Consider the following 13,107-nt stretch of genomic DNA (forward strand, 5'->3'; position numbering starts at 1 on the left):
ATAGCTTTAGGTAAGTCGTATTTCCCAGATATCTGAAGGTAGAACAACATTTCTCTTCCACATTACCCTTTCCTACGCGCAGCATCTTTTCTTATTTAAACTAATTATAAATAATATTAGGAAGGAAAATTTCTTTTTATATTTTTGCGCTTAATTAGACTTAATCTAAATAAGAAAATGAAAAACTCTTATACTTACCTGCGCATTATCCTACTTTTAATTTTATCCCTGTTTTTAAATATCTTGATTGTTAAGGCCGATGACGAAGGGAATAACGGCAAGATTACCGGTGTTGTTAAAACCAGCGATGATAAACCGGCTTCGTTGGTAACGGTTACCATTAAAGAATTAAATAAAAGTACTAATACGTCTGATGACGGCTCCTTTATATTCTATAGTGTTAAGCCGGGTACATATACCCTTATTGCTTCGTGTGTTGGCTGTAAACCCGAAGAGCAAACCGTAACCGTTACAGCAAATAAAAAAAGCATAGTAAGCTTTAAAATTAACGAAAGCTCGGCCCAATTGAACGAGGTTATTGTTTCATCAACCAAAACCATTAACCGTAAAAAGTTAAGTATTGGTAAAATGAACGTTTCGCCAATGGAGCTGCCCCAAAGTGTTACCGTAATAGGCCGAGATGTGCTTGACGAGCAACAGTCGCTCCGTTTAAGCGATGTAATTAAGAATGTAAACGGCGTGTATTTATACAGCAGCCGTGGCAATACACAGGAAACCTTTGGTGCCCGTGGCTATAATTTTGGAAGTAATAATATGTTTAAAAACGGGTTCAGGGTTAACTCCGGCGCTGTTCCTGAGATCAGCTCGCTCGAGCGTGTAGAAGTATTGAAAGGCAGCGCTGCATTATTGTACGGTAATGTGGCCCCCGGCGGTATCTTGAATATGGTAACCAAAAAACCTTTATTTACCCAAGGCGGCTCTGTATCTATGACCTATGGTAGTTATGATCTTTATCGTCCATCATTTGATGTTTATGGCCCAATATCTTCCAAATTAGCTTACCGCGTAAATGGTACCTATGAAAACGCCAAAAGCTACCGCGATAATGTAAAATCAGAGCGGGAATACGTTAACCCTTCATTTCTGTACAAAATAAGCGATAAAACAACCATTGTTGTTGAAGGCGATTATCTGAACTACGATTTTACACCAGATTTTGGAACAGGGCAAATCAATAACGTTATTGCCAACGTTCCGCGTAACCGGTATTTGGGGGCATCATGGTCAACCGGGAATACAAAGCAAACTACGGCCACGGCAACCATTAATCACCAGCTTAATAACCTTTGGCAGTTAAGTGGCGGGTTCTCCTATCAGCATTTCAACCGTTCGTACCAAACCACAGAACGCGTGTTACCGGATGCCAATGGCGACTGGGGACGCACCCTAAACAGGGCCAGAACACTTGAAGATTATTACACCGGGCAGCTTAATATTACCGGTCAATTTAATACAGGCGCTGTAAAGCATAATATTTTGGCCGGTGCCGATGCAGACTGGTACCGCAATAATGCCTATACCTACGTTGCAACGGTAAACAAAGTATCTAGCTATCTCGATCAGAATAATACACCGCAAAATGCTATTTATGATAAGATCAATATTTTTGATTTGGATAAATACCCTCTTCGTACGGATAAACCACAAATGAACCCCTTTTATGACATTGTAACCCCTACTAACCGCTTCGGTATATATGCTAACGATCTCATCAGTTTATCTGAAAAAGTTAAAGTGCTTGCAGGTATTCGCTGGTCATATCAATATGTGTCGCCAACTACAGTTACCAATTACACCACGTATGCTACCGCGGCGCAAGCTGTAGGTAAAGAGGACAAAGCGTTTTCGCCCCGCGTAGGTGTGGTTTATAAACCTTTATCCAATACCGCGCTGTTTGCCAGTTACTCCAATTCTTTTGTAACCAATACCGGGACGGATATCAATAACAAACCGCTTGCACCTTCATTGATAGATCAGTATGAAATTGGTGTTAAAAACGACTTCCTGAATGATAAACTGTCTGTAAACGTAACGGCATATCGTATCAAAAACAATAACCTGGCCCAAACAGCGCCATTCGCTGCCGATGGGGTTACACCTAATATTAATACCAATATTAAAGTACTCAGCGGCGAAACAAGGAGCGACGGTGTAGAGCTTGATATAGCAGGCCACCCGGTTAAAGGGCTTGATGTGCTGGCAGGCTACAGCTACATTAATGCTAAATATACTAAAACGGGAACAGCGGTTGGCAGTAACATAGCCGGACAGCCCTTGTTAAATACACCAAAGCATGCCGCCAACACCAGTGTGTTTTATACGTTTTATGACGGCGATTTGAAAGGTTTTAGAATAGGCGCATCGGTTTATTATTTGGGTAACCGTACCGCAGGTAACGCTAATACAGTAGGGCAAACCCAAACCATATCAAGGCTGGTTAATGTACCAAGCTTTACTACCGTTGATGCATCAATAGGTTATATCTGTAAAAGAATTTCCATTATGGGTAAGCTTTCCAATATTGGTAATGTACTTAACTATAATGTACACGAGAACTACAGTATTAACCCTATACCGCCAAGGCAATTCTTAACCACTGTAAGTTATAAATTTTAATGAACTGAATATGGCTGCCTTATCAGAACTGGTAAGGTGGCCCATTCTTAAATATGGACCAATGCTGGTTTTACTTACAATTTGCGGTTTTAACGCAATAAATTATATTTGCAAGCGCTGTTTTATAACAGTACATAAAATTATATAGATTACAAACGGGATGTAGCGTAGCCCGGTATCGCGCCAGCATGGGGTGCTGGAGGTCGTAGGTTCAAATCCTGCCATCCCGACGGAAAGAGCATATCAAACATTTTGATATGCTCTTTTTCATTTATTCTTACCATGTTAAAATTCCGTTCAGTACTAAGAAAATAATACCAATTCTCATTTCAAAGAATTAAATATAAATATATAGTCAACTATATATTTATATTTGCAACGAGATGAATGATGATTTCCTTAAAAAACTGGGCTATAAAGCACTTGATAGTCGGTTAAAAAGAATTAGCGACCGGATGTCGCACGATATACGTAAACTATATAAAGAGATAGAAATCGACATAGAGCCTCACTGGTATTTGGTTTTTATGCTGCTGGAAAATCAGCACAGTGTTTCTATTTCGTACATAGCCGAAAAACTGGGTTATGCACATCCTTCCGCGGTGATGATCGTAAAAAGAATGTCTGACAAAGAATATTTAACGATCACCGATGATGAAAGCGACCGACGCCGGCAAATGGTGTCATTGTCAGCCAAAGCACGCCGGTCAATGCCATTATTTAAAAATATCTGGGACAGTTGTGAAGCTGCGATCCTGCAAACAATGGGGACGGACCTCGGCATATTTATTTATCTCGATAAAATAGATGCCTCGATAAAAAAAATGCCATTTTATGACCGGTTCAAAGAGGAATATTTAAAAAACGTGAAACCAATATAACGCTATGTTTAAAAACGTATCAATCATCCTTTTCCTTTGCATGAGTTATGTTTGCTACCCCAAATCAACGGGCAACAAAGCACATAAAGTAAACATTGGTAATAGTGTGACAGAAATTCTTAAAGAAGAACTTGCTGCGCTTCTGGCGGATCCGCATTTTTCTGCTGTGTCAGGCGCGGTATGCATTAATGGAAAGATCATACAGGTGCACAAAGGAATGTTGGCAAGGGGCAAGAAACCTGATAATAAAACACTTTACGAAATTGGATCTATCACCAAAACCTACACAGGGCTACTACTCTCTCAAGCGGTTTATAGTCACAAGCTCAACCTTGATACGGATATAAGAATTTATCTACGTGGTAGCTGGCCTAACCTTGTTTTAAACAACAACCAACCAGTTACTCTTCGGCACTTAATTACGCATACAGCCGGCTTGCCAATGAACATTAATTGCAATGATAACGGCATATCGGTTCAAGACCAGCTAAAGTGTTTTGACTCTTTTACCAAAAAAGATTTTTTTGAAAATCTCTCTAAGCTAAGTTTGCAAGGCGCCTCTGGAAATACTTATCAATACTCCAATGCTGGTGTACAGTTAGTGGGATATATTCTTGAAGATACCTACCGTATGCCATTTAGTACGCTTTTAAAAAAGTATATATTTTCACGATCCGGAGAACGGGAGACTATTGCTGCCATGAATGATGTTGTAACCACGGAAGTTGCCAACGGCAAAGATAGCCTGGGAAAAACTATGCCACTAGAGAGTAAAGGATATCTGTTTGCGGGTGGGTTAAAGGCATCAGCAACGTCTATGGGATTGTATATGAAAATGTACTTGGAATCCCGGGACCCTGTTATTCTGCAGGCGGAAAAGCTACTTGCGGGCAATCAGCAATATGGCAGAGCCTATGCTTGGAACACCTATAACTTTAATACGGTTAATAGAATGTTATATCATAATGGAGGAACATTTGGAACATCATCATGGATCGCTGTTTATCCACAAAAACGCATCGGCATATTTTTAGTGACTAATGTGATGACAGGCGAATCACAACGACGGCTAAACGAAGTGTCCAACAGGATATTTGATAGGATCACAAACGTTCAAGTAAAGTAACCCGAATTGTAGCATTTAAGTGTGCAATGAAAACAGATTTTATCTTTAACTTTCTTGAACCGGAGCCGGGCATCTCAGCATTTGTCGAGAACATCGGCATGTTCCATAATCAATCGGATACCGCTAAAGAGGTGGTGGTGCTGCCTGACGGCCGTATCGATCTGTTTTTTTGGCAGGCTGGTACACAAGCCTATCAAGTGCTGCTGATTGGTTTAGAAACGGCACCGGAGCAACGCTTTGTACCGCCGCAAACGAAGGCTTTTGTAGTGAGTTTTAAGCCCCTTGCTGTTGAATATATTCTTAAGACACAGGTAGCGGATATAATAGATCTTGCCAAAAGCTTTCCAGAGAACTACTGGGGTTTTGATAAGAATATTTTAAGCGATTTTGGCTTGTTTTATCATAGTGTTTCCGCTAAGATCAAGACAATCATGCCTTTAGCCGTTGACCGAAGGAAAGTAAAGCTCTTTGATTTAATTTACCAAACAAACGGGGAAATGCCAGTTGCGGAATTGGCAGAGCAGGTAGGATGGAGCAGCAGACAAATTAATCGCTACTTTAATCAGCAATATGGACTGTCGTTAAAAGCCTACTGTAACATTTTACGATTCAGGGCCTCTTTAAAGCATATTGCGCAAGGCAAGCTATTCCCTGAGTTAAATTTTACAGACCAAGCTTACTTCATAAAAGAGGTGAAGAAATTCTCCGGTGTTTTGCCTAAAGAACTATCCCGCAATAAAAACGACCGATTTATACTATTATCAGTTTTAAAGGGACAATAGCTTTGTACCTATAAAATTGATATAATATGTTATTAAAGGATAAAAAGATAGCTATTGTTGGCGGAGGGCCGGGAGGACTCACTTTAGCAAGGCTTTTGCAATTAAAAAAAGTTGAGGTAAAAGTCTACGAGCGCGATAAAGACCAGCATGCACGTGTGCAGGGTTCGCCGTTGGATATGCATGAGAAGTCGGGCATCGCTGCGCTTACAAAAGCGGGGCTAATAGAAGCCTTTCAACAAAATTTTATGCCCGGGGCTGATCGAAAACTGATTGTTAATGAACATGCCGAAGTATTTCTGAGCGATCATGATAAACCTGAAGAGAATTTTGGGCACGCGCATTTTAGGCCGGAGATACACCGCGGCACGCTAAGGAAAATATTACTGGAATCTTTGCACCCAAATACGGTAGTGTGGGATAGCCAGTTTCAACGAATGGAAAAGCAAGGCGAGGGTTGGCATCTGTTTTTCAAAGATGGCAGGTCTGCTTACGCCGATCTGGTAATAGCCGCAGATGGAGCAAACTCTAAGATCAGGCCGTATATAACAGACATAAAACCGTTCTATACCGGCATTACCATGTTGGAAGGTAATGTTCCTGATTCGACGGTTAATGCCCCTAATGTACATAAAGTCATAAAAGGCGGTAAAATTATGGCTTTCGGAAAAGGAAAAGATTTGTTAATGGGCCAGAAAGGCAATGGCGATTTAGGCTTTTATGCCAGCATGAAAGTACCTGAGAACTGGGCTGCAACGAATGGGACAGATTACAATAATCATTTACAGGTTTTAAACTGGTTTAAACAAGAATATGCTGATTGGAGCAGGATCTGGCATCCACTATTTGAAAATGCCGAAAAGCCTTTTATCCCCCGGCTAATTTACTGCATGCCTGTAGATCAAACCTGGAAAGCACAGCCAAACCTAACCATGTTAGGTGATGCTGCACATGTAATGCCGCCATTTGCGGGAGAGGGCGCCAACATGGCTATGCTTGACGCGCTGGAACTAAGTGAGTGCCTTACTGATGATAGATACCAAACTCAAATTGAGGCAATAGCCGCATACGAAACAAATATGCGTCAGCGTGCCGCAGCTGCGGCTCTTGAGTCATTAGAAAACGGTGAACGCATGCATTCAGAAAATGCTTTAGAGGAGATGCTGGCCCTATTTAGTGGGCATTGATATCTCTTATCTAATCTAAGATAGGTTTTCATACACCAGCGAAACTTCAACAAAAAGGGCCTTAACATAAGGCCCTTTTTGTTATTCTGCTCTCAGGCTGTCAGCCGGGTTAGCCATAGCTGCTTTTCCGGCCCTTATACTTACTATAATCAAGGCGACAGCTATAATAAATGTGCCGCCAGCGGCAAACACCCACCAGCTTAATGCAGTATGGTAGGCAAAATTTTGCAGCCATTTATTGGTTTGCCACCAGGCAATAGGAACGGCTACAATAAAAGCGAGTACCAGTAGTTTAGCAAACTCGGCCAGTAACAAACCAACTATTTGCGCTACAGAGGCGCCTAATACTTTACGCACACCAATCTCCTTTACACGTCTGTTGGTCATAAAAATCACTAACCCCAGCATACCCAGGCAACTGATAAGTATGGCTACACCTGCAGACCACGACAATAAAAGCGATAACTGCTGGTCCTCTTTATAAAATTTTTCTATGTTTTTATCCAAAAAGGTATAGTCAAAATCCATATCCGGGTAGGTGTTTTTCCAGGCGGTGGTCATTTTGGCTATAGCCCGGTTCCATGTAGCCGGGTCTTGCTGTAGCGCCACATGCATTACATACCCAAATTTAGGCGCCGCGAAATAAATAAGCGGCGTTACAACCGAGCGTACGGATGCCTGGTTAAAATCTTTCATTACACCTACTATGGGCAGCTGATTGCCATTAAATTGCAAAAACTGCCCTACTGCTTCGGCCGGTTGGTTAAAACCGATCTGTTTGGCCAGAGTTTCATTGATCAACAGTTCGCTGGCTGTATCTGATACTGTAATATTACGCCCGGCCAGTAATTTAATTTTATATACGTTGAGGTAGGCCGTATCGCCGCTGCGCGAAGCCACATCCAGTTTAATGTTCTTGCCTTTTTGTTTATAATCTACTTCCGTGGTCATGGTGCCGTTAAAGGCAGGCGACTGGTTGCCAAGACTCACGGCCTGTATTTCAGGAATTGCTGCCAGTTCCTGCTTGAGTACCTGTTTTTTTGCGTTGGGTTTATCCAGATCAAAAGGCACATAAAAGTTAATGATAGCATCTTTACGGAAACCCATGTTTTTTTCTTTAGCAAAGTGGAGCTGTTTGTTTACAACCAAAACTCCTATCACAAATACCTGGGCAATTACAAACTGCGATACAATTAGCGATTTACGTAACCAAGCACTTCCTGAAGCGCTCACCTGTTTATCCTTTAATACCTTAACTGGCTTAAATGCTGACAGCACGAATGCCGGATAAAGACCCGCTATAAGGCTTAGGGTGGTAATTAATGCCAGTAAGAACAGCCATACAGCAGGATTGCCAAACAAATACGAGGCACTTAAACCATCCGGAATAAAGCCGCTAAAAACTTTTAATAATAACGGAATAAGTGCGCAGGAGAAAAGAGCAGTGACGAAGGTTAGTACAAATGTTTCTGTCAGGAATTGGAAAATAAGCTGCTTCCTATCGCTTCCGAGTGTTTTACGAATCCCTATTTCTTTAGCCCGTTCAGACGCGTGCGCAGTAGATAAGTTAACAAAGTTGATAGCGCCAAGCAGTATCAGGAAAACAGCCAGTATAGTAAGGTTACGTATAACCGAAGGGTCAACACTTCCACCAAGATCGGGGTTAAAGTGCACATCGGCTAGCGGCTGCAAAAGGTGTTTAGCTTTTTCGTTTTTTGCATTAAGTTTAAATATAGCGGCTATCTGGCGCTCTACCGTCCCTTTTGAAACATTTGGTAATAGTTTAACCAATAACTGATTGGCGGAGTTGATACTGCCCCACTGTTCTGTTTGATAAGCCTTTTTTAACCCAGTTTGGTAAACAGTATTTAAGGATATATAGCTGTTTTCCTTAAAGTCGCTCTTGGCCTCGGGGTCAGCAACCACGCCCGTAACAGTCGTACGCAAAGTATCACTAAAAACTACCACTTTACCTACTACCTGTCCCGGTGTTAGGTCTGGGAAATAGGTTTTGGCGGTTGATTGGGTAAGTACCAGGTTATATAGGCCATTAAAAGCTGTCGCCGGTTTCCCGGCAAGCCATTTATGCGGGATAATCGCGAAATAGCCCTCGTCGGCGAAAGCGATATTAGATTGTTTCTTAAATACCTTATCCGGGCTGCTGCTTCCCTGGGGAATGGTAACCTTGGTATTCCATCCGTTAAGGTCAAAAAGTGGGGCAATGGTTTCAATACCGCTGCTATTCTGCTTAAGCGCCTGCGCGAACGGTACGGGTATACCGGGAGTTTTCCATCCGTCACCATCGGTAACTACCCGGTAAATACGCTCGCGCGCAGGTTCAAAGCGGTCAAAACTTCGGTCAAAATGGATCATCATAAAAATGATGAGTGCCGCACTGATCCCTACAGACAGCCCAAGCATATTAATTAATGTGGTTACCTTGTTATTCCGGAAATAGCGCAAGGCGGTGAGGATGTAGTTTTTTAGCATGACAGGCTTACATTAATGATATCAGTAGAGTCATTTCAACACATGTGCCAGTATATAAGTATTTATTAATCAATTATTTATATTGGTAAATAAATATAAACTGTACGATTCCGAACAGTAGGTGTGCGGAAACAATCGCGTCCGATCATTTAATAATTATTTAATCAGCATGAATAATTTGTTTATGTATGTTTGCCAAAAACTACTTGTTATGTTACGTTTTATAAAGTCTGCAATTGCGGCATCTGCGGTTGTGGTTTTAAGCTATTCAGCGGTGAATGCGCAAGGCAGAATACATAAAGCCGTATTTATTATAGCGGATGGCATCCCTGCCGATGTAATTGAGCGGCTCAACACCCCCAATCTTAACCGCATAGCTAAAGAAGGTAAATACCTGCGCGCGCATGTTGGCGGCGAGAAAGATGCCTATAGCCAAACACCAACCATATCGGCAGTGGGGTACAACAGCCTGCTCACCGGTACATGGGTAAATAAACATAATGTTTGGGATAACGATATTAAGGCGCCTAATTATAACTATCCCACTATCTTTAGGTTGTTTAAAGATCAGTACCCGCAAAAGAAGATAGCCGTATTTTCGAGCTGGCAGGATAACCGCACCAAGCTGGTGGGCGATGGTTTGCCGCAAACGCATAACCTGCATGTGGACTATAGCGCCGATGGGTTTGAGCTGGATACCGTTAACTTTAAGCACGATAAAGAAAGCGCCTACATGCACCGGATAGACGAAACGGTGATAGCCCGGGCTACAGCTTCAATTAAAACCCAGGCGCCCGACCTATCGTGGATATACCTGGAATATACTGATGATATGGGGCACCGCTACGGCGATAGCCCGCAGTATTACACTGCGGTTGAGATGATGGATAAGCAGGTGGGCAAAGTTTGGGAAGCCATTAAATACCGGGAGAAAAACTTTAAAGAAGACTGGGTAATTTATATTACAACCGACCACGGCCGCGGCGAAAAGGACGGAAAAGGGCATGGCGGCCAAACACCGAGACAGCGCTCTACCTGGATGGTGACCAACGCGCATGACATGAACAGTTATGCGAATTATTATTACCCGGGTATTGTGGATATTATGCCATCGATAGCCAGGTTTATGAATATTCAGATCCCTGAGAAGTACAAACGGGAAATTGACGGAACACCACTGGTTGGTCCGGTATCTATTGCTAATGTACAAGCCAACTATGTGCAGGGAAATATTGACTTGAGCTGGACGGCGCTGAATAAAGCGGAAAAAGTTAAAGTATATGTTACTGCAACCAACAACGTAAAGCAGGGTGGGGAAGATAACTATAAGCTGGTTGGCGAGTTTGATGCCAGCACACAGCATGCGTTTATCCCGGTAAAGGATATGCCATCTGATATATATAAAGTGGTATTAGAAGGTAAATACAATACTGCCAACAGGTGGGTTGTTGTTGAACAGAAAAAGTAAAGAGGAGATCGAAATAAAAACGCCCGGAATCACCGGGCGTTTTTTGTTGGGTAATTCTAATGCGTTAAGCAGGAACACCATCAAACTTTGAGGCGATGTATTGCTCGCATAACCCGAAAGAGAGTGTCATACCGTTGCCTCCGAGACCGTTAATAATAGTTACACCGGTTTCTGGCTCTAAAATTAGTTCGGTTTGGCCATTAGTGAGTTTGGGATAAAGGCCATTCCAGGTTTGTATAACTCGGGTGTCTTTAAGGCAGGTGAATGTTTGCAGGTAATCGGTGATCATAGTATTAATGAACGCTTTGTCAAAAGGATCATGCACCAATCCGTACTCATGCGAGTCGCCAACGGTAAGTTCTCCTGTATGATTTTGTGATACCATCACATGTATGCCCCATTTTAAATATTCGGCATATTCGGTCTCATAACGTTTGCGCAGCGCTGGTAATGACGATGCTGCCTGGAAGCCCGGGTAATGCACCATGGAAAGGCTCCCACAAAGCGATGGGCCAATGCGCCAGTTGTTTGGCTGCGATGCCATGCGCATCATTTGTAATTTACATTTGGTGATATTGGCGTTTGCGAAAAGTTCGGGATAAAGCGTTTCAAACTCTATACCGCTGCATATAAACAGTTCATCGGCGTGATAAACATGGCCGCCAGCCTTCACATAATTGGTTTTAGCTTCGCTAACAGCAGTGTTCCAATAAAATTGCACCTGGTACTTTTCGGCCAGATATTGTGCTACCTTACCAATAGCCTCACGGGCTTCAATGATCATTTCTGTACCGCTCCACAAAGCACCTTTAAGTCCATTGGGATTAACCGCTTCAGATTTTTGTAGGGTTTCACGGGGACTAAGTACAGTACAGTCGCGCAGGCCATTGTTGGCTTCGGCATACTGCTCCATTACGGCTAACTCGTCATGCTGGTAGGCCATGTGCAGCGATCCCACTTCGTCATGCCAGATGCCGGCCTCTTCACATATCTGCTTCCATATACTGCGGGAGAGCATGGCGCGGTCAAATAACGGCCCTGTTGGTTGCCCAATAGGCCATATCATGCCAAAATTCCGTATCGAGGCGCCTACCGCGCGTTCATTGCGTTCAAAAACAGTTACTCGGTAACCCCTTGCAACCAGGGCCCTTGCTGTAGCCAGGCCAACAATACCGGCACCAACAACAATGGCTGATTTCTTACTCATGCTGTAAATAAATTTAAATTTTTGTTCGTGTTTGTTTTGCGTGCGCTTTGCAGGAAGTAAAGCAGGGATAACAGTCCGCTTATAGTACCTACTACCGCAAGTATCAGCAACGCCTCTTTAAAAAAGCTGCTCCAGCTGATGGCCGGGTTGCCCAACTCTTTAACCAGCAACACGCTGATGCTGCCCAGATAGCCAATGGCGTCAGCAACGTACATGATAAACCCTACATTACTTTTATAATGAAAAGACGCGATCATGCGCTCAAAAAATATGGCATTATAGGGTACGTAGCCGGCATATAGCCCAAGGCCCGCAAGGGTCATCCAAATGATGGGACTGATTACACCAGCATTGAATAATAATGTTGATACACCCGCGAGCAGGCATCCCCCAATAATAAACAGGTGGATAATGGCAAAAGCCTTTAAATTTTTTTTTACGATGATGAGCAACCCCATTCCGGTTAATACAAGTAGAGATATCACCGAATCTATACTGGTGTAAATACTATTGCTGGTAATGCCCAGACCATGCCATATCTCTACCTCAAAATTATCACGTACATCGCGTATCACGGTAAGCAAAACATAAACAATTACCGTTAGGATAATACCCGGTAAAAAACGTGAAAGAAAAGCTTTACGCTCGCCAAGTGTCATAGGCGTACGCTCGGTGCGAAGCAATTTGTCCTCCTCTGTAGGCGGCGGTACCGCCTCGAGAATAAGCACAAAAAGCAATAATGGCCCTGCAAACAAAGCACCGGTAGCGAAGGGCATCAGGTATTCGCTAATATGGAAATTATGCATGAGCAAGCGTGCGGTAGTTTTTACAAACCCCGACGCGAATATGAGGCTGATGGAGAGTACCGCTGCCATAAACTCGGTGGCTTTGCGGCCTTCCAGGTAGCTGAATACCAACCCCCAGATCATCCCCAACGGTAAACCATTAATAAACAGGAGTACAATATTATATGGTGCCGGAACAAAAGCGAAGGCGAGTAAGGCCAACCAGGCTATACCAACCAGTATGAGGATACTTTTACCGCGATTTGAGTGTTTAACCTCAGCAATAAAGCGGATACCATAGAACTTGCTGAGCATATACCCAAGCACCTGGGCAATTACCAGCCATGCTTTATAATCAACATGCAGGTATTGGTGGCCGGTAAATGTGCCTGCGGTAAACGCTTTTCGAAATGCATACATAGACGTATACGCTCCAAACGCTGATAAGCCGGCTAAAACCGAAACCACCCCATATGGCAGTTTGCTTACCTGTTTCCTTAACTGTAATTGCAGGCTCATCTGGAGATTAAAATACTAAGATAACTAA

9 protein-coding genes and 1 tRNA gene are annotated in these 13,107 nt (G+C 42.8%); 7 read left to right on the forward strand and 3 right to left on the reverse strand.

Annotation, left to right across the window (positions count from 1 at the left end; genetic code table 11):
- Positions 1-177 precede the first annotated feature (177 nt).
- The 6 genes from CKK33_RS04330 (at position 178) to CKK33_RS04355 (ending at position 6,610) form a co-directional block, all read left to right on the forward strand.
- Entirely contained in the window at positions 178-2,637 is a 2,460-nt protein-coding gene (locus tag CKK33_RS04330; protein WP_198952438.1) for a TonB-dependent receptor, read from the forward strand.
- Between the two features lie 156 nt (positions 2,638-2,793).
- Positions 2,794-2,867, forward strand: a tRNA-Pro gene (locus tag CKK33_RS04335).
- Between the two features lie 153 nt (positions 2,868-3,020).
- Positions 3,021-3,518 (forward strand): MarR family winged helix-turn-helix transcriptional regulator, encoded by a 498-nt coding sequence (locus CKK33_RS04340; protein WP_095702932.1) that lies wholly within the window; start codon positions 3,021-3,023, stop codon positions 3,516-3,518.
- A gap of 4 nt (positions 3,519-3,522) precedes the next feature.
- A complete protein-coding gene (locus CKK33_RS04345; protein WP_095702933.1) occupies positions 3,523-4,644 on the forward strand; it encodes a serine hydrolase in 1,122 nt (373 codons plus the stop codon).
- Between the two features lie 26 nt (positions 4,645-4,670).
- Positions 4,671-5,426 (forward strand): AraC family transcriptional regulator, encoded by a 756-nt coding sequence (locus tag CKK33_RS04350; protein WP_095702934.1) that lies wholly within the window; start codon positions 4,671-4,673, stop codon positions 5,424-5,426.
- Between the two features lie 26 nt (positions 5,427-5,452).
- Positions 5,453-6,610 (forward strand): NAD(P)/FAD-dependent oxidoreductase, encoded by a 1,158-nt coding sequence (locus tag CKK33_RS04355; protein WP_095702935.1) that lies wholly within the window; start codon positions 5,453-5,455, stop codon positions 6,608-6,610.
- 81 nt (positions 6,611-6,691) lie between these two features.
- On the opposite strand, the gene CKK33_RS04360 is transcribed toward CKK33_RS04355, so the two are convergent.
- Positions 6,692-9,100 carry an ABC transporter permease gene (locus tag CKK33_RS04360; protein WP_095702936.1) on the reverse strand — a complete coding sequence of 803 codons (2,409 nt, stop codon included), beginning with the start codon at positions 9,098-9,100 and terminating at the stop codon, positions 6,692-6,694.
- A 211-nt stretch (positions 9,101-9,311) separates the two neighbouring features.
- Here CKK33_RS04360 and CKK33_RS04365 point away from each other — a divergent pair, with 211 nt between their 5' ends.
- A complete protein-coding gene (locus CKK33_RS04365) occupies positions 9,312-10,568 on the forward strand; it encodes an alkaline phosphatase family protein (RefSeq protein WP_095702937.1) in 1,257 nt (418 codons plus the stop codon).
- 64 nt (positions 10,569-10,632) lie between these two features.
- Here the strand turns inward: CKK33_RS04365 and CKK33_RS04370 are convergent, their stop codons facing one another.
- Positions 10,633-11,775 carry a TIGR03364 family FAD-dependent oxidoreductase gene (locus tag CKK33_RS04370; protein WP_095702938.1) on the reverse strand — a complete coding sequence of 381 codons (1,143 nt, stop codon included), beginning with the start codon at positions 11,773-11,775 and terminating at the stop codon, positions 10,633-10,635.
- Complete coding sequence (locus tag CKK33_RS04375; RefSeq protein WP_095702939.1) at positions 11,772-13,079, reverse strand: DUF5690 family protein; 1,308 nt, start codon at positions 13,077-13,079, stop codon at positions 11,772-11,774. The genes CKK33_RS04370 and CKK33_RS04375 overlap by 4 nt, the downstream gene beginning before the upstream one ends.
- Between the last annotated feature and the right edge of the window lie 28 nt (positions 13,080-13,107).

Origin of the sequence: Mucilaginibacter sp. MD40 (assembly GCF_002288635.1) — a bacterium.
Lineage (GTDB): Bacteria > Bacteroidota > Bacteroidia > Sphingobacteriales > Sphingobacteriaceae > Mucilaginibacter.

Coding starts and splice junctions, on each gene's coding strand:
- CKK33_RS04330 (WP_198952438.1), top strand. CDS start 178: ATGAAAAACTCTTATACTTACCTGCGCATTATCCTACTTTTAATTTTA.
- CKK33_RS04340 (WP_095702932.1), top strand. CDS start 3,021: ATGAATGATGATTTCCTTAAAAAACTGGGCTATAAAGCACTTGATAGT.
- CKK33_RS04345 (WP_095702933.1), top strand. CDS start 3,523: ATGTTTAAAAACGTATCAATCATCCTTTTCCTTTGCATGAGTTATGTT.
- CKK33_RS04350 (WP_095702934.1), top strand. CDS start 4,671: ATGAAAACAGATTTTATCTTTAACTTTCTTGAACCGGAGCCGGGCATC.
- CKK33_RS04355 (WP_095702935.1), top strand. CDS start 5,453: ATGTTATTAAAGGATAAAAAGATAGCTATTGTTGGCGGAGGGCCGGGA.
- CKK33_RS04360 (WP_095702936.1), bottom strand. CDS start 9,100: ATGCTAAAAAACTACATCCTCACCGCCTTGCGCTATTTCCGGAATAAC.
- CKK33_RS04365 (WP_095702937.1), top strand. CDS start 9,312: ATGTTACGTTTTATAAAGTCTGCAATTGCGGCATCTGCGGTTGTGGTT.
- CKK33_RS04370 (WP_095702938.1), bottom strand. CDS start 11,775: ATGAGTAAGAAATCAGCCATTGTTGTTGGTGCCGGTATTGTTGGCCTG.
- CKK33_RS04375 (WP_095702939.1), bottom strand. CDS start 13,079: ATGAGCCTGCAATTACAGTTAAGGAAACAGGTAAGCAAACTGCCATAT.